Origin of the sequence: Streptomyces sp. HNM0575 (genome assembly GCF_012726265.1) — a bacterium.
In the GTDB taxonomy this organism is placed as follows: Bacteria; Actinomycetota; Actinomycetes; order Streptomycetales; family Streptomycetaceae; genus Streptomyces.
Genome location: NZ_JAASAG010000004.1, coordinates 332,820 through 354,562 on the forward strand (window position 1 = coordinate 332,820; position 21,743 = coordinate 354,562).

At 73.7% G+C, this 21,743-nt stretch carries 12 protein-coding genes and 1 pseudogene; 5 read left to right on the top strand and 8 right to left on the bottom strand.

Annotated elements, in window-relative coordinates:
* The first annotated feature begins 143 nt into the window (after window positions 1-143).
* Both HCC61_RS12735 and glpK read left to right on the top strand, forming a co-directional pair.
* Entirely contained in the window at window positions 144-494 is a 351-nt protein-coding gene (locus HCC61_RS12735) for a hypothetical protein (protein WP_169135495.1), read from the top strand.
* Window positions 495-561: 67 nt separating this feature from the next.
* Window positions 562-2,070, top strand: coding sequence for a glycerol kinase GlpK (gene glpK / locus HCC61_RS12740; RefSeq protein WP_169135496.1), 1,509 nt, complete (start codon window positions 562-564; stop codon window positions 2,068-2,070).
* A 212-nt stretch (window positions 2,071-2,282) separates the two neighbouring features.
* Here the strand turns inward: glpK and HCC61_RS12745 are convergent, their stop codons facing one another.
* The 4 genes from HCC61_RS12745 to HCC61_RS12760 are packed head-to-tail and all read right to left on the bottom strand — an operon-like array spanning window position 2,283 to window position 6,688.
* Window positions 2,283-2,912: an ATP/GTP-binding protein gene (locus tag HCC61_RS12745; protein WP_169135497.1), complete on the bottom strand. Its 630-nt coding sequence runs from the start codon at window positions 2,910-2,912 to the stop codon at window positions 2,283-2,285.
* Complete coding sequence (locus HCC61_RS12750) at window positions 2,893-3,369, bottom strand: DUF742 domain-containing protein (RefSeq protein ID WP_169135498.1); 477 nt, start codon at window positions 3,367-3,369, stop codon at window positions 2,893-2,895. The genes HCC61_RS12745 and HCC61_RS12750 overlap by 20 nt, the downstream gene beginning before the upstream one ends.
* Window positions 3,370-3,410: 41 nt before the next feature.
* The gene (locus HCC61_RS12755; RefSeq protein WP_169135499.1) at window positions 3,411-3,857 is read right to left on the bottom strand and encodes a roadblock/LC7 domain-containing protein; all 447 of its coding nucleotides are present in this window, start codon (window positions 3,855-3,857) and stop codon (window positions 3,411-3,413) included.
* Window positions 3,854-6,688, bottom strand: coding sequence for a nitrate- and nitrite sensing domain-containing protein (locus HCC61_RS12760; RefSeq protein WP_169135500.1), 2,835 nt, complete (start codon window positions 6,686-6,688; stop codon window positions 3,854-3,856). The genes HCC61_RS12755 and HCC61_RS12760 overlap by 4 nt, the downstream gene beginning before the upstream one ends.
* Window positions 6,689-6,933: 245 nt before the next feature.
* Between HCC61_RS12760 and HCC61_RS12765 the strand changes: the two are divergent.
* Window positions 6,934-7,182 (top strand): annotated as a pseudogene (locus HCC61_RS12765) (hypothetical protein); the annotation flags it as partial.
* A gap of 169 nt (window positions 7,183-7,351) precedes the next feature.
* On the opposite strand, the gene HCC61_RS12770 reads toward HCC61_RS12765, so the two are convergent.
* The 4 genes from HCC61_RS12770 to HCC61_RS12785 form a co-directional block, all read right to left on the bottom strand.
* Window positions 7,352-12,241 (bottom strand): hypothetical protein, encoded by a 4,890-nt coding sequence (locus HCC61_RS12770; protein WP_169135502.1) that lies wholly within the window; start codon window positions 12,239-12,241, stop codon window positions 7,352-7,354.
* 112 nt (window positions 12,242-12,353) lie between these two features.
* Window positions 12,354-13,298, bottom strand: coding sequence for a hypothetical protein (locus HCC61_RS12775; protein WP_169135503.1), 945 nt, complete (start codon window positions 13,296-13,298; stop codon window positions 12,354-12,356).
* Between the two features lie 234 nt (window positions 13,299-13,532).
* Window positions 13,533-15,077 carry a hypothetical protein gene (locus HCC61_RS12780; protein ID WP_169135504.1) on the bottom strand — a complete coding sequence of 515 codons (1,545 nt, stop codon included), beginning with the start codon at window positions 15,075-15,077 and terminating at the stop codon, window positions 13,533-13,535.
* A gap of 287 nt (window positions 15,078-15,364) precedes the next feature.
* Window positions 15,365-16,822 carry a HEAT repeat domain-containing protein gene (locus HCC61_RS12785; RefSeq protein ID WP_169135505.1) on the bottom strand — a complete coding sequence of 486 codons (1,458 nt, stop codon included), beginning with the start codon at window positions 16,820-16,822 and terminating at the stop codon, window positions 15,365-15,367.
* 429 nt (window positions 16,823-17,251) lie between these two features.
* Between HCC61_RS12785 and HCC61_RS30675 the strand changes: the two genes are divergently transcribed.
* A complete protein-coding gene (locus tag HCC61_RS30675) occupies window positions 17,252-18,970 on the top strand; it encodes a SpoIIE family protein phosphatase (protein ID WP_169135506.1) in 1,719 nt (572 codons plus the stop codon).
* A gap of 341 nt (window positions 18,971-19,311) precedes the next feature.
* Window positions 19,312-21,543 (top strand): glycoside hydrolase family 15 protein, encoded by a 2,232-nt coding sequence (locus HCC61_RS12795; protein WP_206322399.1) that lies wholly within the window; start codon window positions 19,312-19,314, stop codon window positions 21,541-21,543.
* Window positions 21,544-21,743: the final 200 nt, after the last annotated feature.

The following is a 21,743-nucleotide window of genomic DNA, read 5'->3' on the forward strand; positions in this document are numbered from 1 at the left end:
CTCGTCACGGAGACCGGGCGGGGTGGCGCGCCGGACCGTGATCAGCGGCCCTTTTGCCCTGGCGCCGGCTCCGTGCCGGAACAAGCACCATCCCGGAAGAACGCCCGGGGGCCCACGCCCCGGCCGAGGGACAAGGAGCCGTCGTGAGCCAGATCTCCAACGCGGACACCTTCACGGGCATCGTCACGGACATCTCCCCGGGCGTCGTCGCGGACACCTTCGCGGGCGGAGTGACCGGCGCCGCGGTCCTCGTCCTCCTCGGAACCGCTGTCCGCGCCGCCTTCGGTCTCCGCCTGCCGCTGTGCATAGGCACGCAGCCGGCCGGGGCCGTTACGGGTGCCGTACCGGTTCGGGCGGCACCGGTTCGGGCGGCCTACTACGCGCAGTTCGCCGCGAACGCCGGTCCCGGCTCGGGTCCCGGTCGCCGGGCCGCCGCTCATCGGGGCCGCGGTGACGGCAGCGGTGACGGCAGCATCTGCAAACTCGCCTTCTGACCCCCGGGCTCAGACCCGGGACTCTCTCCAGCACCCAGCACTCCGGTTCGGACAAGGGGACGCGACCATGTCGGACAAGTTCGTCGCAGCGATCGACCAGGGCACCACATCGAGCCGCTGCATCATCTTCAACCAGGACGGCGCTCCCGTAGCCGTCGACCAGCGCGAGCACCGCCAGATCTTCCCCAAGCCCGGCTGGGTGGAGCACGACGCGACCGAGATCTGGGCGAAGGTGCAGGCCGTGGTGGCCGGTGCGATCGCAAAGGCCGGTCTGCGCGCCGACCAGCTGAGCGCGCTGGGCATCACCAACCAGCGCGAGACCACGGTCCTGTGGGACAGGAAGACCGGTCAGCCGGTGCACAACGCCGTCGTCTGGCAGGACACCCGCACCGCCGCGCTCTGCACCGAGCTGGGCGGCGCCGACGGCCAGGACCGCTTCCGCGACCGTACGGGGCTGCCGCTGGCCAGCTACTTCGCGGGGCCGAAGGTGGCCTGGCTGCTGGACAACGTGCCCGGGCTGAGGCAGCGCGCGGAGAACGGCGAGATCGCGTTCGGCACCATCGACTCGTGGCTGATCTGGAATCTCACGGGTGCGACGGACGGCGGCGTGCACGTCACAGACGTCACGAACGCGGGACGCACCATGCTGATGAACCTGGAGACCCTCCAGTGGGACCAGTCCATCCTCGACGCGATGAACGTGCCCGCGTCGGTGCTGCCCGAGATCCGTTCCTCGTCGGAGATCTACGGCACCGCACGGGGCCAGGTCGCGGGCGTGCCGGTGGCCTCGGCGCTCGGCGACCAGCACGCGGCGCTGTTCGGGCAGACCTGCTACGCCGTCGGCGACGCCAAGAACACCTACGGCACGGGATCCTTCCTGCTGCTCAACACCGGGCAGCGGCCCGTACCCAGCAAGAACGGCCTGCTGACGACGATGGCCTACCAGCTCGGCGGCGAGCCCCCCACGTACTGCCTGGAAGGGTCGATCGCGATCACCGGCGCCCTGGTGCAGTGGTTCCGCGACCAGCTGGGGATCATCCGGGAGGCCGCGGAGATCGAGACGCTGGCGGCGAGCGTCGAGGACAACGGCGGCGCGTACATCGTCCCCGCGTTCTCGGGTCTGTTCGCGCCGTACTGGCGGTCCGACGCGCGAGGAGTGGTGGCGGGCCTGACCCGCTACGTCACCAAGGGACATCTGGCTCGTGCGGTGCTGGAGGCGACGAGCTGGCAGACGCGCGAGGTCGTGGACGCGATGTACCAGGACTCCGGCGTGCACATCACGAGCCTGAAGGTCGACGGCGGCATGACCGGGAACAACCTGCTGATGCAGCATCAGGCCGACGTGCTCGGCGTGCCGGTGATCCGGCCCGTGGTCGCCGAGACCACATGCCTCGGTGCCGCCTACGCCGCGGGCCTGGCGACGGGCGTCTGGTCCGGCCTCGACGAGCTGAGCAGCCACTGGAAGCGGGACGCGGAGTGGACGCCGCAGATGCAGCCGGAGACCCGCGAGCAGGAGTATCACAACTGGCGGAAGGCGGTGGAGCGCAGCTTCGGCTGGCTGGAGGAGGGCGCGTGACCGGCCGCCTCACCGGCTCCGCGGCCGGCTGAGACCGGCTCGGCCACCGGCACCGCACCCCAACGCACCGCGCCCCACCGGGGCGGCGGACACGGACAGCCGGACACGCAGAACCGACCACGCAGAGCCGATCACGCAGCATCGACCACAAACGCAACCACAGGCACAGGTACAGGCACGGAGCACCGGAGCCCCGTCCCGTCCCGCGGCGTTCAGCGCACGCGGGCGGGGCTGGGCTCCGGCTTCTGTGCGGCCACGGCCCGGCGCATCGCGTGCTCGACCACCGAGACCAGCACGTCGCGCACGGATTCCTTGCGGCGCGCGTCGCAGTCCAGGACCGGAACCTCCGCGTCCAGGTCGAGGGCCTCACGGATGGCGTCCGCGGGATAGACCTCCGCGCCGTCGAAGTGGTTGACGGCGACGGTGAAGGGGATCTTCCGGCGCTCGAAGTAGTCGATGCCCGCGAAGCTGTCCTCCAGCCTGCGGGTGTCGACGAGCACGACCGCGCCCAGCGCGCCCTGTGCCAGCTCGTCCCACAGGAACCAGAAGCGGTCCTGGCCGGGCGTGCCGAACAGGTAGAGCACCAGGCCGTCGTTGATGGTGATGCGGCCGAAGTCCATCGCGACCGTGGTGGTGGACTTCGCCTCCACGCCCGCGGTGTCGTCCACGGGGCGGCCCGCCTCGGTGAGCGCCTCCTCCGTGCGCAGCGGTTTGATCTCGCTCACCGCTCCCACGAGAGTCGTCTTGCCGACGCCGAAGCCGCCCGCCACGAGGAGCTTCAGCGTCACCGGTTCGGCCGGCGACGCCGCCCCGGCGCCTCGCTTAGAGCGCCCGAAGACCATCGATCACCTCTCTGAGAATGCTTTCGTCCGGCAGTTCCGCCGGAGGGACGGGCCGGCTGACGCGGACCCATTCCGCGTCGATGAGGTCCCCGATGAGGACGCGTACGACGCCGACCGGCAGGTCGAGTTCGGCGGCGAGCTCGGCGACGGACTGCGGGGCGCGACGGCACTGGAGGACTATGTCGACGTGCTCCGGAGCGAGGGAGTTGTCGGCGAGCACGTCGGCGTTGCCGCGGGCGCCGCCGCCGGTCTCCTCGTCCGTGGCCCCGGGACCGTCGCCGTTTCCGGCGGCGTCCTCCCGGGGCTTCGCGTCTCCCTCACCGTCCCGGCTCTCCGCGATCACCAGGGCGATGAGGTCGAGTCGTGCCTCCTCGGAGCTGCTGCGCGTGCGGCCGCGCGTCATGGCGTACGGCCGCACCACAGGCCCTGCTGCGTCGTCGAACCAGCGGTCCGTCATCGATGTGTCCCGTTCAGATTCCCGTCAGTCCCGTCCGCCCGTCAGCTCCGGCTGGCGCGGCCGGCGGGACCCGAGGACCGCGGGGCTGTGCCCAGATGTGCACCGACCCGCTTGACCAGGAGCGTCATCTCGTACGCGATCAGACCGACGTCGGCGTCCGCGTCCGCGACCACGGCGAGGCAACTGCCGTCGCCCGCGGCCGTGACGAAGAGGAACGCCTCCTCCAGCTCGACGACGGTCTGGCGCACGCCACCCACGTCGAAGTGGCGGCCGACTCCCTTGGCGAGGCTGTGGAAGCCGGACGCGACGGCCGCCAGATGCTCGCCGTCCTCCCGTGTCAGGTCCTGCGACGCTCCGCGGGGCAGCCCGTCGCCGGAGAGCACGAGAGCTTTGCTGATGCTGCCGACACGCTGTACCAACTCGTCCAGGAGCCAGTTGAGTTCACCGCTTCCGGAAGCGGTGTTCTCCGTGCCTTTCGGTGCGGTCATCGACCGTCCCCCTCCGGTGTCGTTCCTGGTGCTGACTCCGCCGCCTCGTCCCCCGATGCGCCGGCGTTGTGCAGTCGGCCGCGCTGCCAGCCGCGCTGGAGCGAAGCCATGCGGTTGCGTACCTCGTCCGCGTCCCTGTTGGCAAGATCGTCCGAGCGCGGGCCGGGGTCCGCGCGGTTCGGTGCGGGTTCGCCCTGGTCCCTCTTGAGCTGGGGTGCAAGGTTCGCCTGGCGGACCCTGCGGGGCAGTCCGCCGGGCGTGCTGGACGGCGCGGGGTCGCCGGACGGCTTCGCCGGTGCGCCGGCAGCCTCGCCGGCGGGCGCCGTATTCCGTCCCTCCCGGCGGTCCTCGCGGTCCTGCCGCTGCGGCCCTGCTCCGGACTCATCGGCCTCCGGGGCGTCCGGGGCGTCCGGCCTGCCGACGGTGCGTCCGTGGTCCGCGACCAGCACGGGCGTACGCGGCCTGCGCTTCGGAAGCGGTGCGAGGCCTCCCCTGCCGTCGCTCTGCGAACTCGTGGGACGGGAGGAGCCGTCGGCCTCGTCCCGGGCCTGCTGGTGCTGTTCGAGTCCGGGCCTGGGACCGCCTAGCGGGGCCGGGCCGCCTGTGCTGTGCGCCGGTACGCCGTCACGGTCCGGCCCGTCGCCGTCGGCGGGTTCGCCGTCCGTGCCGTCGCCGTCCGTACGCTCGCGGTCGGTGCCGTCGTCGCCCGTACGCTCGCGGTCCGTATCGCCGCCCTCGCCGTCGCGGTCGCGTCCCGGCCCCTTCTCCAACTCGCCGATGGGCGCCTCCAGTTCGACGGGCCCGTCGAGGGCGGCGCGCTGCCGCGGCGTCACGGTGACGGGCGGCCCGGAGGGGCCGCGGGTGAGGGCGTCGAGCCGTGTGCCGGACACGCCGGTGCCGGACGCCGGCTCCCGCTCCAGGCGGTCCTCGTCGTGCCCGGAGGTCTCGGTGAGGATCCGGCCCGGGACCAGCACGACGGCCGTGGTGCCGCCGTACGGGGAGGGCTGGAGCGAGACCCGTACGCCCTGGCGCTGGGCGAGCCGGGAGACCACGAAGAGCCCGAGACGGTCGGTGTCGGAGAGTTCGAACTCGGGCGTCTCCGCGAGCCGCAGGTTCGCCTCCAGCAGCGCGTCGGCGGCCATGCCCAGGCCGCGGTCGTGGATCTCCAGGGTGTAGCCGTTGGCGACGCGCTCGCCGAGCACCTGGACCGCGGTGTGCGGCGGCGAGAACACCGTGGCGTTCTCCAGGAGTTCGGCGATGAGGTGGGTGAGGTCGGCGACCGAGCCGCCGTCGACGGCGAGGCGCGGCAGCCGGCGCACCTCGATGCGCTCGTAGTCCTCCACCTCGGAGACGGCGGCCCTCACGACGTCCATCAGCTGGACGGGCTTGCGCCACTGACGGGACGGCGCGGCGCCGGAGAGGATCACCAGGCCCTCGGCGTGACGCCGCATGCGGGTCGTGAGGTGGTCGAGGCGGAAGAGGTCCGCGAGCTCGTCCGAGTCCTCGGTGCGGCGCTCCATGTGGTCCAGGAGGCTCAACTGCCGGTGCAGCAGCACCTGGTTGCGGCGGGCGAGATTGACGAACACCTCGGAGACGCCGCGGCGCATGTCGGCCTGCTTGACGGCGGCCTCGACTGCGGCGCGCTGAAGGGTGTTGACCGCCTGGCCGACCTGTCCGGACTCGTCCTGCGGGTACTCCAGCCGCGGCGCCTCCGTCTCGATGTCGACCGTCTCGCCGGCGGCCAGGCGCCGCATCACGCTCGGCAGCCGCACGCCCGCGGCCTCCTGGGCCTCCCGGCGCAGGGTGCGCAGGTCGCGTACGAGGCCGCGGCCCACGCGGAAGGAGATGACGATCGAGGCGACGACGGCGGCGGCACCGATCACGACTGCGCCGCCGAACTGGACGAGCACCTTCGTCGCGTCGGGCTGCACGCGCTCCTCGTAGCGGTCGCGCGCCTCGAAGTTCATCCGCTCCAGGTCGGTGAGGACGGTGGAGGTCGCCGACTGCCAGCGCTCGGAGTTCACGACTCCCCGGGTGCCGCGGCTGCCCGCGGCGATGACGGCGTCCTCGTAGCTGCGCAGCGTGCGGCCGTCGGTGCCGTTCCAGTACGCGTCGAAGAACTGCCGTTCCTCGGCGGGCAGTTCGGGCAGCGTCGTCTCATAGGTGAGGTTGCGTTCGGCCACGCGGTCGGAGAAGGCGCGCCGGTCGCCCCTGGTCATCTCGCCGGAGGCCAGGGCCGCCGCCATCAGCGCGTCCTCGCGGGCCAGGTACTCGCGGGCGCGCGCGAGACCCACCAGTGCGCGGCCCTGCTTGTCGAGGTCGACGTCGTCGATGCCGCCGAGCGCGCTGACGAACGTGTAGCAAGGGTCGATGAGTTCGTTGTACGCCTGGAAGGCGCCGCCGCGGGTGAGCGTGCTCTCCTCCGCCTTGCGGATCTTCTTCAGGCCTTCCAGCTTGTCCAGCATCACGTCGAGCCGCTGCTGGGTGCTGCCGGTGAGTTCCGAACGCAGGCCGGGGGCACGGGCGTTGGCGCGCAGCTTCGCTATCTGGGCGTCGGTGTCCTGCTGTTGCTTCTTCAGCTGGGAAAGCGCTTCGGAACCGCGGGGGTCGGCGAGGTAGACCATGACCTGCCGGCGCTCGCGCTGGAGGGCCTGCGCCGCGTCCTGCGCCGGATCCCCCACCTTGTCCGCTGCGTTGACCACGTCGAGCAGTTCGCGCGCCTCACGGCCCGTGACATAGGTGGCGAAGGCCCAGATGGACACCAGGGACAGCAGCGGCACCAGCAGCAGCACCACGATCTTCCGGCGGATCGACCTACCGCGCAAGCGCATGGCCTCCCCTAGTCAACCCCGTCCGCCCGGGGCGAGTTCCGACAGCAAACGGCGTGAGCCTACTACTGACGCAGTACCGAGTCGTAGATGTGTCCGAGCGTGAAAACCGGACCTCCAGGGGTGCCTCATCCTGAGATGTCCACCGATGCCCCACACGCGTCCTTGAATTGTGGCGCAACCCACTGACGTGGAAACGTGTGGCCTGTGGGGGAACGTGAGGGGGGAGTGAAAGGATCATGTACGCGAGATCCAGGCTGCCTGACCCCGTCCGTACGGCGGCAGTTCGGGCAGTGGTGATAGTCGCCGTGACGCTCGTTCAGTTGATGATCGCCGTGCTGTGCTCGGTCGCCCAGGTGTGGCTGGCCTTCCCCATGGTGATCGCGACCGTGGTCAGCACGGTGGTGGCGACATGGGCCGTGCTGGACGTGTGGGTGACCCGTCAGGTGTGGCGGCAGCGGCACGGGGTGCTGTCCGAGCCGAGCAGCGCCGCGCGCCGGCGGGCTGTTGAGACGGCCAGAACGAGGACGCGGCGCGAACGGGGCGTGTGAATTCCGTGCGCCGCCCGCACAGGGCGCGCCGGACCGCACCACCGGCCCGCAAATGTCTCAACTGCCCCTGGACGTACGGGCGTTGACGCGCCTCTCTGCGCCTCTCCGCGTCCCGTCACGGCTCCCCGCGCGGGCCGTCTGCCTGTGCCGGTACGCGGGGCTGCTGCGCTCCCTGCTCCGGGCGGCGGAACATCCGCGTAGCGGTGATCTCGCCGTGCACGGGCTCCTCTTCCGGATCCTGCTGCGGCAGTCCGGGACGCAGATGCTCCTCCACGCTGATGTACTTCAGCCCCGCCCGCAGGTCCGCGTCGTTGCGCAGCCGGATGACGAGCGGGAACTCGGCGAGCGCCGTCGTGTCGAACAGCCCCGTGGTGTACAGCAGTTGGACGCCCAGCGCGTCGGCGACCGCCCGCTGGAGCTCCAGCAGGTATGTGGCGTTGGCACGGCCGATGGGGTTGTCGAGGAAGAGCGTGCCGGCGTGCCGGTCCCGCTCGTGGCCGCGGTCGTTCCCCCGCAGCGCCGCCATGGTGCAGTAGAGCGCGATCGCGGCGGTCAGCAGCTGGCCTCCGGAGAAGACGTCGCCCATCTGCCCGACGGGCACCCGCTCCGCCCGCAGCACCGCGTCCGGCTTGAGGATCTCCACCGATACGCCGCGCGGCTCCAGCGCGGCGTGAACTCCCCGCAGCAGCAAGGACATTCCGTCCCGCCGCAGATCGGAGTTCTTCGCGACGGCGGTACGGGTGGCCGTGTCGACGACCTCGCCGAGCCGCTCGGCCAGCACGGCCTGGTCCGGATCGTCGAAGCGGATGCGCAGGAACTCCTGGCCCGACCACTCCCCCAGCCCCTCCGGCAGCCGGGAGAGGCGCTGCGCCGAACGCAGCGTCGCCAGCGACGACTCCACGAGGCCGCGCAGCCGGTCGACGATGCTGTCGCGGTTGCGCTCCAGCTGCTCCAGCTCGTCGCTGAGGACGCGGAGCCTCGGCGCGAAGGCCTCCGCCCAGGCCGCGGCGTGGTCCGGCAGCGCGGAGGCGGGCAGTTCGCGGATCTGCTGCCGTGCCGGGGTGCGGACCTGTTCGTACCGCGAGGAGTTGGCGTGCCGTACGAGCACGTCGCACGCCTCCCGCAGCGTCTGCTCCGCGGACGACAGGTCGGCGGCGCAGCCGCGCAGCGAGCGGCGCGCCTCCGCGGCGTCCCGGCGGGCCTCGACGGGGCTGCCCGGGTAGGGCTCCGGGGCCTCCCCGGCGTCCTGGGCGGCGGGCTGCTGCGGATCGCGCAGCAGGTCACGCAGGAGCGCGGCCGTCTCGTCGAATCCGCCCGCGGCCTCCTCGGCGGCTCGGTGGGCCCGTACGAGAGCGGTGTGCGCGGTGCGGGCCTCCTCCAACTCATCGGTGCGGGCCGCCAGTTCGGCGTTGGCCGTACGCAGCAGACGCTGGGCCTCCTCGGCGCCGGCGGGCTCCATGCCGGGCGGCAGCTGCGTGTGGCAGTCGCCCTGCGCCGGGGCGAGCCGCTCCGTCTCGCCGCGCAGCCTGCCCAGTTGCTCGCTCGCCGCGGCGGCCCGGGACTCCAGCATGTGCACCCGTGACTCGGCCCGCGCCGCGGCGGCCTGGCGTGCGGGACCGTCCGCGCCGTCGGGGCCGTCGAGGAGCTGCGCGGCGCGGGTGCGGACCTTGTTGGTGAGCCGGTCGAGGGCGGCGCGCGCGGCCGACTCGTCGCTCTCGGCGTGGGCCTGCTCGGCGCGCAGATCGGCGCCGACGCCGACCTTCTCGTACAGCCGGGAGGCCGATCTGTAGGCCTCGCGGAGCGACGGCAGCGACGAGCCGACGGGCGGCGGCAGGGTCTCGTCGGCGGCGTCGGGGACGCCTGCGATCTGGGCGCGCTCGGCGCGCAGCGCACGCGCGGTGCGGTGGGCGTCGTCCGCGGCGCGCTGCGCGGAACGCCTGTCCTCGTCCGCCGCCCGTGCCCGCGTCAGACAGGCCTCGGCGCGCTCCTCGGCCTCGGCGGCCTCCTCGGCGAGCGCGCGCAGCCGGGTCTGCCAACTGCCGCGCTCGCGAAGGCGGGAGGCCAGGCCCGCGAGGGCGTCGGCACCGCGGCCGGCACGCTGCGCCTCCTCCTGGCGCTCGTCCCTCACTCGGGCGGTGCCGGCTGCGCTCTCCTCCGCCTCCCGGTGCGCCGTACGGGCGTGTACGAGGTGCGCCCGGGCTTCCTCCGCCGCCTCGCGGGTGCTCTGCGCCGCCGACGCCAGCTCCGCGAGGCGTCCGGGCGGGCAGCCCGTGCGCCAGGAGGCGAGCCGCGCCGCGAGGGTGCGGTCGGCGGAGAGGCGGGCGGCGAGGGCGCGGATCTCCTCGTCGCGGGCGAGCGCACGGGTGCGCAGCTGGCGGCGCTCCTCGTCGGCGGCCTGCTCGTCGTGCATGGCCGGGTTGGGCGGTACGAGGAAGACGTCGTCACGAGGGGCGGTGCCCTCCGCGTGGAGAGGAGCCAGGAGGGCCGCGGCCGTGCCGACCGCCACCGCGGAGCGGGGCAGCAACGCCGCGCCCGCCAGGGCCTCTTGGGCACGCACATGGCTGGCGGGGTCGGTGATGACGACCCCGTCAACCAGCTCGGGGCGGGCCGCGAGCACACCGGCGTGGTCGGACGGGTCCACGGCCTGGGCGAGATAACGCCACCCGGGCAGGGCGGGGATGCCGTGCTCGCCCAGGAAGTCGACGGTGGCCGTGACGTCGGGGGCGGGCGGCAGCAGACCCCCGTCGCCGAGTGCGCCCAGCATGCGGGAGTCCTCGGCGGCGGCGGTGCGCAGCTCGAAGAGCTGCCGCTCGCAGGCGGCGACCGCGTCGTCGAGCAACTCGGCCAGGGACTCGCCGGCGGCGTCCAGTTCCTCGGCGGTGAGGGCGCCCGCTTCGGGCGCGGGGGTGCCTGTGGCGTCGTCTGTGGTGCCTGTGGCGTCGTCGGGAGTGCCTGTGGCGACGTCGGGGTGAGCGTCCGCGCCGTCCCGCTGAGCCGCGCGGGGCGAGGGCACCGATGGCGCCGTACCGGGGTCGATCGGCACCGTACCGGGGTCGACCCGCGCGGTGCCGGGGTCCGCGGACCGGGCGTCCCCCCGCTGACGACCGATCTGCTGGTGCCGCTGCTGCCGCCCCGACGCGTGGGGCAGCCCGAGGAGTTCGGCGAGACGTACCTCCGTGCCCAGCGCGCGTGCCGTGCGCAGTTCGGCGGTGTGCGCGGCGGCGGCCGCCTCGGCGGCGTCCTCGGCGCGGGCGGCGGCGAGTTCGGCGCGGGCGAGCTCCGCGCCCGACTCCTGTGCGCGCTCCGCGGTGCGGCGCGCCGCTTCGCGCGCCTCCTCCCAGGCTGCTGCCGCCACGCGTCCGGCCTCACCGGCGGCGAGCGCGGCGGCGGCCGGATCGCTGTCGCCGCCGTCCCCGCCGTCCCGGTCGCCGGATGTCTCGATCCAGCCCGCACGTACGGCCTCGGCTGTCTCCTGCTCGACCTCGGCGAGGCGTTGACGCAGATGGTCCGCTTCGCTGCGGGCGCGCTGTGCCTCGGTGGCGGCGGCCGTCGCATCGCGGTGCGCGTCCTCCGAACCCGTCTGGAGGGCCGCCGAGCGCTCCTCTTCCTCCGCCGCGGTGCGCTCGGCCTCCCCGGCGGCGGCGTGCAGGGCACGTACGAGGTCGGTGGCGGCCGTGGCACGGGCGGCGAGGGCGGGCGCCGCGTCCCGCTCGGCCTCGCGGATGGCGTCCGAGAGGCGGGCGGCGCGGTCGCCCGCGGTGCGGTGGGCGAGCACGGTCTCGGCGGCCTGCCACGCGGAGTGCAGCGTACGGGCCTCGGTCAGCTCACGGCGCTGCGCGGAGGCTTCCTTCTCGGCACCCGCGAGCGCCAACGACGCGTGCCTGTAGGCGAGTTCGGCGGCGACGAGGGACGAGCGGTCGCGGGTGTCCCCGGCTGCCGTCACCGCTTCGTCCGCGTCGGCCACCTGGCCGGCCAGCTCCCCGCCGTGGGCGCGCTCCGCCTCGGCCCGCGCCGCGAGGCGGCGCACCAGCCCACGGGCGCGGCCTTCCGCGTCGGCGTGGACGCCGCGGGCGCGCCCGCGCTGCTCGGCCGCTTCGGCGATACGGCGCAGCAGGTCCAGGGACCCGGCGGTGAAGTCGCGTTCCGCGGTGAGTTCGCTGCGGCGGCCGAGCTTGTGCGCGAAGCCGTGCACCAGGTCGGCGAGGCCGTCGGTGTCCCGAGTGTCGGTCACGGCGCGCAGCAGCAGGTCGGTGAAGTCCGAGTCGTTCTTGACGGCGAAGAGCCCGGCGGCCTCGCCCTCGTCGGCGTTCATCTCCCGCTGGTAGCGGAAGAGTTCGGGGTCGAGACCGAGGCCGGTGAGGCGCTCCGTCCAGCGTTCGTGCACCTCTTCCCAGGCGACGTCGAGATTCGGGTACGCCTTGCCCGTCTCGGTCAGCACGTCCCGGAAGCCCTTCATGGTGCGGCGGCGCCCGCGCGCCGACGAGACGCCCTCGGACGGGGCGCGCAGCGCGGCGGACTCGGCGACGGGAAGCGAGTCCAGGCTCATGCCGGGGCCGGGCCGGAAGGAGTACCAGGCCTCGGCGAACTTCCTCGGGTCGCTGGAGACTTGGCGCCCGCGCCACTCGCTGACCTTGCCGACGACGACGGTCTCTCCCGTGCGCGTGTGCTGCCACTCCAGGGCGACGTGCCCGCAGTCGTCGGCGAGGAGGAACTTGCGCAGCACCCCGGAGCTGGCGCCGCCGAGGGTGTTGCGGTGCCCCGGCAGCATCACGGAGAAGATCAGCTTCAGCAGGACGGACTTGCCGCCGCCGTTCTCCAGGAAGAGCACCCCGGCGGGGGCGGGACGGCGCGGCGGCTCGCCGGGCTCGTCCTCGAAGAAGTCGGCCTGTGCGGGCGCGGGGCTGGGCACCGGGCCGCCGACTCCGCGGAGGTCCAGAACGGTGTCGGCGTAGCGCGCACCGGCCGGGCCGATGGAGTAGAGGCGGATCCGGGACAGCTCGTACATGGGCGGCGGGCTCTCGGTGGTCAGGGGCGGTCGGCCGTGGTCAGGGCGGGGAGTGGGGTCGGGTCGGTCGGGGCGGCGATCTCGGTCGGGTGCGGTCAGGTGGCGGGTCCGGTCAGGAATGGAAGGGAAGCGCGGCGTCGCCCGCGATCTCCAACTCCTCGCCGTCGGCGGGCGGGACGAGCGTCGCGCTTCCGTCGCTGACGGGGACGACGCCCAGCTCCAGCAGCTCCGACATGGCGGCGCTGCCCGCCATGTCGCGGACCTGGAGCTGATAGCGGGCGGTGGTGCGGTAGGTGCCCCCGGCGTCGTCGCCCGTACGTTGAAGGAAACCGGAGTCGACGAGGAAGGCGACGGCCTTGCCGATGATGCCGGTCGTCGAACCGGCCAGCCTGCGGGCGTCCTTGGTGGCCCCGGTGGCGCTGCGCCGTGCGTAGACCCGCCAGGCGGCCTCCAGGCCGGGGGCGTCCGTGGCCGGGTCGGGATTCTCCCCCGCCTCCTCGGCACGCTCCGCCAGCCGCCGGCACGCCTGCCGTACGAACGAGTCCACGCCGTTGACCGTGATGCGGCCGATGTACGCGTCGTCGGCGAGGTCTTCGGGGCGCGGGAAGGCCATGGCCGCGACGGCCAGATGCGCGAGGCCGTGCAGGAAACGGTCCGCGGAGTCCGCGGTGGCGCGCCGCGCGTAGTCGCCCATGCGGACGGCGAACACCGAGTCCTCGTCGGCGGCCAGGGCCATCCCCGCCCGGGTGGAGACCTCCAGCACGACCAGGCCCAGGCCGGTGGCGACGGCGTCGGCGAGGCGGGCGAAAGCGGGCTCGTCGCGGTAACGCCGCAGCAGCGACGCGTACTCGGCGTCCCTGGCCGGGAGCAGCTTGGGATGGAGCCCGAAGGAGACAAGGCGCGCGGCGTCGGCGGTGTCCGCGGGGGTGACGGCCGCCTGGGCCGCACGGGCCGGGGAGGTCTCGCCCTGTACGCCGTCCTCCGTGGCGACAGAGGCGGGGGCGGGGGCGGGGAACGCGGCGGCGGAACCGGCGCTCTCGTCGGGGTGTTCGGTCACTGCTGCCTCACTCCTGCGCCTCGGGGTCGGATACCGGAAGGGACGGAAGTCGGCGGACCGGCATACGACAACGCTCCCCGAGTCGAACCGCCTCCCGTCGCCACGCCGTTCGCCGCCGCGCACGCCAACTCCCGGGCGCCCTCGGGCCGGTGGCGACAGCGGCGGCGGGGACGCGGGGACGGCGGCGGAGGCGGCCGTGACCGCCATGGCTGTCACACGTCGCGGTCGGGTGCCTCATGCCGCGCCCTCGTGACCGTCGTGGCGCTCGCCGTCCCGGCCCTCGCGGCCGGACGCCATCGCCGCGGCGTCCAGCCGTGCGGTGCCCACGATCAAATCCGCTCCCCCGAACTCCTCGTCCTCCAGCTCCTCACCGTCGTCCACGGCGAACAGCAGTCTCCGCTCGCCCTGCCGGTAGGCCGTGCCCACCGGCGGACTCGCCGCGTGCACCGCCAGCAGGGAGACCAGATAAGGGAGTTCGGGGTCGAGGCGCCGTGCGTCGGAGATCAGGCCGGAGAGCCTGCGCGGAGCGTCGGCGGGCAGATCCAGCAGCTCCATCGCCGATTCGAGCTGCTCCTCGCTGAACCTGCTGTCGTCGGGGGTGGCGATCAGATCGGGCTCCGGCATCTCCGCGCCGAGATGCTCGCGCGGCGCCGGAGGAGTCAGCAGCATCTCCGTCAGGTCCGCCAGCCGTACGGCGCCGGGGGTGCGCAGACCCGCGCCCCGGGCGAAGAACGCGTCGGTCACCGCTCCGGCACGCTCCACGGGCAACGGCAGCAGCGGCGCCAGCAGTTGCCCGTACAGATCGAGACCGGCACGGGCCGCGGGCGGCGCGAACGCCTGGCGGTCCTGCTCGGCGCGGAAGAGCGGCCCGGCCGCCAGCAGCCGCGACTGGAGCTGGGTGTGGCGGCGGATGCAGTCCTTGACGATGTCGACGAGCTCGGCCGCGCGGCGCTTGTGGTCGGGGCCGCGCTCGGACGCCGCATCGTCGCGGGCGCGGCGGATGTTGGTGAGGATGGCGTTCTCATGGCGGTAGCGCTCCGCGACGTGGTCGAGGGCCTCGGTGATCATGTCGGGGACGCCGCGCAGCCAGTCCACGGCGCGCACGTCCCGGCGCGTGGCCTCCAGGGTGCGGCGCAGCGTCTCGGCGTACTGCACGGTGCGGTAGCGGGCCTGCTCGGCCGCGAGCTGGGCGTCGGCGAGGCGCCCGCGGCTGATGAGGACCTCCAGCTTGACCTCGGCCGCGATCTGGGCGCTGGTGACGTCCGTGTCGAGGGCGCCGACCAGGACGTTGACCGCCTCGTCCGTGGTGCGCAGATAGACGCTGCCGCCGGGGCCGGGGACCTCCTCGATGAGCTTGAAGTCGTAGTCCCTGCGCACATAGGAGCCCTCCGGCCCGAACGTGCCGTACACCGCGCGGAATCCGCGGTCGACGCTGCCGACGTTCAGCAGGTTCTCCAGCACCCAGCGGGCGACGCGCTCGTGCTCCGCGGCGGCACGCGACGGCGCCTGGGCGGCGACGCGGGGCAACAGCCTCGCCACGACGTCCTCGTGGTCGGCGCCGGTGTCGAAGTCCATTTGCAGGGTGACGAGATCGATGGCGCTGAGGGCCACCTCCGCCATGGCGTAAGTGCCGTACTCCCCCGCGAGGTTGGCCTTGCGCACGTCCAGGTCGTGCAGCGGAGCCGTGCAGGCCAGGGCGCGCAGCCGCCGCGCCAGCCCCTCGTCGGCCGCGGGGCCGGGAGCAGGGGACGGGAGGATCGGCGGGGCGTGCTCAGTCACGACGCACACACTATGCGCTGGCACCGACAACGCCCGTAACGGCCCTTGATGTCGCTTACGTGACCAGCGCGCGGCTCCGACGGCGCGCCGCCCGGCGGAAGTTCACGCGGCGCGGCTCCACCCGGGGCGCCGACCGTACGCCCGTACCGGGACGGGCCGCCTCGGCCTCCGGCCGATCGCGCTCAACGCCCACCCTCAACAGCCGCCCCCAACGGCCTCTGTCAACGGCCGTTCTCAGCCCCCGCGCTTGAGACAGCTACCCTCAACGGCCGCTTCAACGGCCGCTCTCAGCGGCCGCCTTCCGGGCTGAGCCTGCCGCGCACCGCGCTCTGCACGCCCGCCTCCTCCGCGGGATCGGCGGCGAGCCGCCGCAGCCGCTCGACGACCCGTTCGTCCCCGGTGGCGGCGTATTCCGCAGCGAGGGCGCGGGTCGTCTCCTCGCAGTCCCACAGGCACTCGACGGCGAAGCCCGCGGGGAACGACGGATCGGTCAGGGCGAGGGCGCCGGCCGCCCGGCCGCGCAGCTCGGAAGAGGCCGTCTCGCGGTAGATGTGCCGCAGCACGGGCGCCGCGCTGTCGACGCCGAGCCTTCCCACGCCGTCCACCAGCGGCCACAGCGCGTCGCTGTCCGGGCCCTCCCTCCGTACGGTGCGGCGCAGCGCGCTCAGCACGGCCGCGGCGTCCTGGACTCCCCCGCAGCAGGCCAGCATCTCGGCGGCCGCCGTCGCCAGCGGCGCGGGCAGCGACCCCTCGGGTGCGGCGGCCCACTGCCGGGCGCGGACGATCGCGGCAGTGCTGCGCATCCGCGCGAACGCGCACAGCGCCGCAGTGGAGACCGTCTCGCAGGGGTCGGCCGCGGCCAGTTCGAGAAGGTCGAGAGCCGCGGGGTCGCCGCGGTCGGCGAGGTGGCGCAGTGCCGCCGCGCGGGCGGCCTCGCGCGGGCCGCGGGCCGCGGCGAGCAGTTCCTCGCGGTCCTCCGGGCCGGCGACCGCGGAGAGGCACCGGGCGGCGGCCGACTCGCGCGGCACGCGCGGATGCTGTTCGTACCCGTCCTGGGCCCATTCGAGGACTTCGCGCACGCTCCAGCCCGGCCGGGGGCCGTCGGAGCGCAGCTGGCGCTGCCAGCGGTCGAAGCAGCCGTGCTCGCGCACCCGCCGCAGCCGCTCGGCCTGCTCCGGCCGGTCCGGGTCCTCGGCCCACAGCCGCCAGGGGCGCGGCTCGAAGGCGTCGCGCGCCGCGGCGGCGAGCTCGGCGTCGCCCTCCGGGGTCCGCGGGAAGCGGGCCAGCACGGCGGGACCCAGGCCGCGCAGCGCGAAGTCCTCGTCGCGGACGGCGAGTTCGTCGAGCGCCCACTGCCAGTTGGCGCCCGAGGTGGCGTACCGGCGCAGCAGCTCGGCCGCGGCGGCGTTCTCATACGAGGCGAGGTGGCCCAGCACGGACAGGGCCAGACCGGTACGGGCTTCCACGTCCGCCCCGGGAAGGGCGTCCTCGGGAGAGAAGAGATGTTCCTCGATGTCGTCGAGCGAGGCGTCGAGCTCCATGTGGAGCCGCGCGTAGTAAAGGGAACGGTGCTCGATCTGCCAGTCCCGCCGTGCGTCGTGGAGCACGCACTGCCTCAGCGCGGCCAGCGCCTCGGAGCGCGGCGCCGCGAGCGCGTGCAGCGTGCCGTCGCCGCGGCCCCTCTGAAGGAGGCCGAGCAGCGTGCCGCTGGGCGCTATGTCTGAATCGACGGAATCGACGAACATAAGGGTCAGCATCCGGTGCGGGGTGTTCGGCTGGCAACGGGATTTCCGTTGACCAGCATCCTTGCCCGTAGGCGTCGTTCTACTCCTGGGGTCGCAGCGGCGGACAAGCGGAATGTCCGGAGCGGCCGTACAGGGGCCGGAGCCTACCGTCCGTCACCGCCCCGTCCACCCGCCGGTACGGGGACGGGCGACGGCGCCCTCGACGGGTGACGGCGGGCACGGCACCTCGGACAGCCCCCGGACAGCACCCCTCACGGCGCCGCCGAAGCGCTCCGTGGAGCCGCCCCGTACGGGCCCCGTACAGCGGCGGACGTGGGCGAAATGTGCCGTCGGCACCACCGGATTGGGTATCGCCAAACCACTTACGGCCGGTCGCGCGCTGTGCAACAGTCGTAACCGAGCCCTCACTTCCCGTATCCGGAGATCTCGATGCCCTCCCACACCGATGCGGACCGCCAGGCCTCCCAGCCCCCCGGAGACAGTGTGCTGGACGACCTGATCACACAGGCGCGGCACCTTCGCGGCGGCATCGACGCGGTGCGTCCGCGCGAGGCGGAGGACGCCGACGGGGAGGAGCGCGGCGCGGAGGACCCGGCCCGGCGCTGGCAGCGCGCCCTGTGCGACCTCGCAGCGCACCAGCTCGACGATCTCGGTGAGCACCTCGGGCAGCTGCGCGCCGCCGGGCTCGCACGGCCGGGGGCAAACGGCCCGGGGACGCACCCGGAGAGCACCGCCGGCACCGTCACGGACCCGGCCACGGACCCGGCCACGGACCCGGCCACGGACCCGGCCGTGGACCCGACCGCGGGCCCCTCCACCGCCGCGTACGGACCGGCGGCGCCCACCGCACTGACCAGCAGGGCGGGAAGCGCCGAGTGGAACCTGCTGACCGACGAGGTCTCCTGGTCCCAGGAGCTGTACGCGCTCTTCGGGCGCACGGCGGAGGACGGCCCCCTCTCCCTGGACGAGCTGCCCTCATGGGTGCTCCCCGACGACCAGCCGCCGCTGGCCGCGGCCGTGACGGACTGTCTGGTGGACGGCAGGCCCATAGACCAGGAGTTCCGGATCATGCGCACGGACGGCGCCGTGCGCACCCTCCATCTCCTCGGCGAGCCGGTGCTCGACGGCCAGGGCGGCACCGCGTCGATGTGGGCGGTCGTCCGCGACGTGAGCGACCTGCGCCGCAGCGAGCTCGCCGTGCGCGAGATGCGGGCGGGCGTGGTCCGCGAGCGGAGCGAGCAGGGCACCGGCCGTGAGCAGGCGGCGCCCCGCCGGCAACCGGACCGCCACCACGAGCCCCGCCACGACCGGCAGCGCGACCCCGCCACCGGCACCGGCACCGGCCCCGGCACCGAAGCCGACGCCGCACTCGCGGAGCGCCGCATCGCCGCCGAGCTCCAGGAGTCCCTGCTCCCCCCGTGGCGCGGCCCCCAGCGCATCCCGGACGGGACCGGCCGGGCGGGCGGCGAGGACGCCGGAGGTGCCCTCGACATCGCGTCGCACTATCTGCCGTCCGCCGCGAGCACGCTGATCGGCGGCGACTGGTACGACGCGCTGGAGCTGCCCGACGGCGCCACCCTCCTCTCCGCGGGCGACCTCACCGGGCACGGTGTGGCCGCGGCCTCGGGGATGGCGATGCTGCTGGGCGCGGTGCGCGGCATGGCCTTCGCCGGGCTCGGTCCCGGCGCCCTGATGGGGCATCTCAACCAGCTGCTGGACGCCTCCGCGCAGCCCGCCCTGGGCAGCGCGGTGTGCTGCCGGTACGAGCCGAGCGGGCGCACCCTCGTCTGGTCGCAGGCCGGACATCCGGCACCCGTGGTCTTCCGCGGCACCGCGGCCCGTACTCTGCACCCACCGCAGGGCGTGCTGCTGGGCGCCGCCTCCGGGGCCGCATACGGCGAGAGCACCGAAGTGCTGTGCCCCGGCGACGTGTTGGTGCTGCACACCGACGGACTGGAGCCGTACGCCGGGCGGCCGGACGCCCCCGCCGGCCCGCAGGGCACGGCGCCCGGCCGGCTGCTGGATCTCGCGCCGCGCTTCGCGCAGGCGCGCTCGGCGCAGGAGTGCGTGCGCGCGGTCGTCGAGGAGTTCGGCGGCGGGGAGCGCCAGAGCGACGCCTGCGTACTGGTCGCGAGGGTGAGCGGCTGACGGCACGGCCCGGAGCCCGGTCCCGGTCACTGCCCCTGTCCGGGTCCCGGTCCCTGTCCCGGCCCCGGCCCCGGTCCCTCAACTCCTTTTCCCCGCACGCCCGTTGAGATCGCGGCCGTAGTGCCACATGTAGGACGACGCGGAGGAAAACCCCCGTGTGCGTTCATTTCTTGGAGTCGCAACACTCTCTCTTGACGTCACGTTTCTCCGCCGCAAAGCTTTCGCTCACCCGAGACGTGGCCGCCGGGCGAAGCGGCTTCACGTGGTGAACTCATCGGTGAGGTGAACCCGAGGCGCGGCCCCTCCGGCCCGCTCCGTTCCTTTCCTCAACTGGAGGATGCGTGCGTACGAACTCCCGCCGGAACTTCCTGCGAGCAGCGCTCGTCGGCGCCTCGGCGATCGCCGCACCCGTACCGCTCGCGGGCATGGCGAGGGCAGCCGAGAGCGGTGCGAGCGCCGGAACCGACGGAACCGCCGGTGCGTCCGGCCGGGCCCCCGGCGGTCCGGGGGCCGACGCGGCCTTCGCCCCCGCCGACAAGACGGGCTTCGGCACCTCCCGCACCAGGGAGAGCCACGTGTGGTTCACCTTGCAGGGCGGCCGGATGAGCGAGACGTACTACCCGGACCTGAGCACTCCGGCCAGCCGCCAGACCCAGCTGGTGATCACCGACGGCAGCTCCTTCGTCGAGCGGCTCAGCGACGGCGAGGCCCGCACCGAGCTGTGCGGGCAGGGCGGCGCCCCGAGCTACCGGATCACGAGCAGGGGCACGGGCTGGTGCGCGGTGACCCGGTACGTGACCGACCCGCGCCGCGCGAGCGTCCTCGTCGACGTCGAGGTGCGCTCCGAGACGGGCGCTCCGCTCCAGGTGTTCGTACTGCACGACCCGTCGCTGTCCGGCGAGGGCAACGACGACAGCGCGTTCCCGCAGGACGGTGCGCTCGTCGCGAAGGACAAGCACGCGGCGAGCGCGCTGGTGGCCGGGGACGGGTTCGCCGAGTCCACCGTCGGCTACCTCGGCGTCAACGACGGCTGGAGCGAACTGTCCGCGAACCACGGCAGGTTGAAGCACCACTACGCGACCGCCGGCCCAGGCAACGTCGTACAGGCCGGCCGGCTCCACGTGGACGGATGCGCCCGCACCCGGGAGACCGTGGTGCTCGGCTTCGGCGCGAAGGCCGCGGACGCGGTCAGGACGGCACGGCGCTCGCTGCGGGAGGGCTTCGAGGCCGCCTCGTGCGCGTACGAACGCGGCTGGACCGGCTATCTCGCCAAGCTGTCCGATGCGCCCGGGAGTCTGCGCACGCCCGCCGACCGTGCCCTTTACACCGCGTCCGTCGTGATGCTCGCCGCGAGCGAGGACAAGCTCAACCCCGGCGCGTTCATCGCCTCGCCCTCGATGCCGTGGGCCTTCGGCACCGACCGTCACATAGCGCCGGAGACCGGCTCGTACCACCTGGTGTGGGCCCGCGACCTCTACCACATCGGCACGGGTCTGCTCGCGGCCGGCGACCACGACGCGGCGGACCGGGCGATGGACCATCTGCTGCGCAGCCAGCTGGAGGACGGGCACTGGTCGCAGAACCACAAGGTGGACGGCACACCGTTCTGGACGAACACCCAGCTCGACGAGACTTCGGCGCCGATGCTGCTCGCCTGGATGCTCGACCGGCACGACGCGAAGACGCTGGAGCATCTGCGGCGAGGGGCGGACTTCATCCTGAAGTTCAAGAGCGAGGAAGGGTACAGGGCGCCGTTCAGCCCGCAGGAGAGGTGGGAGGAGCAGAGCGGATACTCGCCCTCCACCATCGCCTCCGCGATCGCCGCCCTGGTCTGTCTCGCGGACCTGATGCAGCGCGGCGGCCAGGCCGCCGACGCCGCCAAGTACCTGAAGGTCGCCGACGAATGGCGGGACTCGGTGGACGGCTGGACCGTGAGCACCAACGGCCCGCACTCCTCCGAGCCCTACTATCTGCGGCTCACCAAGGACGGCAGGCCGAACGCCGGCACGGAGTACGAACTCGGCAACAACAACGAGGGCAAGGCCGACCAGCGCACCGTCGTCGACGCCGGCTTCCTGGAGCTGGTGCGGCTCGGAATCAAGCCCGCCGACGACCCGGTGATCCGCAACTCCCTCGCCGTCGTCGACCGTGAACTCGCGGTGGACACGCCCTCAGGCCGGCACTGGCACCGTTACAGCGGCGACGGCTACGGCGAACAGCCCGACGGCGAACCGTGGATCGTCGATCGCCCCGAGGTGAAGACGACGTACGGCCGCGTGTGGCCGATCTTCTCCGGCGAGCGCGGCGAGTACGAACTCCTGCGTGGCGACAGGCAGTCGGCGGCCGGACGGCTGCGCGACATCGCCCGTACGGCCGGCGAGACCCTGATGCTGCCCGAGCAGGTGTGGGACGACCGGCCGCCGGTGCCGCGCGAGCAGTCCGGCAAAGGCACGGCGTCGGCGACGCCGCTGGCGTGGACGCACGCGCAGTACATACGGCTCGCGTGGTCGGTATCGAGCGGAACGCCCGTGGAGTACCCGACGGTCGTGGCGGAACGCTATCTGCACCGCTGAGCGGCCCGCCGGCCCGCCGGCCCGCCGACCCGCGTACGGCTGCCGCCCCCGCCCGTCGCGCTGGTCATGCCGCCGCGCGTGCGGGCAGGTCAGGCCCGGAGCACCGCCGCACACCGGCCGCCCGCCGCCTGACCGCGGGGCACCCGCGGCCGGTGCGGCACGCACCTCCCGGTCCCCCAACCGGCCCGGCCCGCCCGGGG

Excerpts from the sequence above, each read along its gene's own strand:
- glpK (WP_169135496.1), top strand. The coding sequence starts at position 562 with ATGTCGGACAAGTTCGTCGCAGCGATCGACCAGGGCACCACATCGAGC.
- HCC61_RS12745 (WP_169135497.1), bottom strand. The coding sequence starts at position 2,912 with ATGGTCTTCGGGCGCTCTAAGCGAGGCGCCGGGGCGGCGTCGCCGGCC.
- HCC61_RS12750 (WP_169135498.1), bottom strand. The coding sequence starts at position 3,369 with ATGACGGACCGCTGGTTCGACGACGCAGCAGGGCCTGTGGTGCGGCCG.
- HCC61_RS12755 (WP_169135499.1), bottom strand. The coding sequence starts at position 3,857 with ATGACCGCACCGAAAGGCACGGAGAACACCGCTTCCGGAAGCGGTGAA.
- HCC61_RS12760 (WP_169135500.1), bottom strand. The coding sequence starts at position 6,688 with ATGCGCTTGCGCGGTAGGTCGATCCGCCGGAAGATCGTGGTGCTGCTG.
- HCC61_RS12770 (WP_169135502.1), bottom strand. The coding sequence starts at position 12,241 with ATGTACGAGCTGTCCCGGATCCGCCTCTACTCCATCGGCCCGGCCGGT.
- HCC61_RS12785 (WP_169135505.1), bottom strand. The coding sequence starts at position 16,822 with ATGTTCGTCGATTCCGTCGATTCAGACATAGCGCCCAGCGGCACGCTG.
- HCC61_RS30675 (WP_169135506.1), top strand. The coding sequence starts at position 17,252 with ATGCCCTCCCACACCGATGCGGACCGCCAGGCCTCCCAGCCCCCCGGA.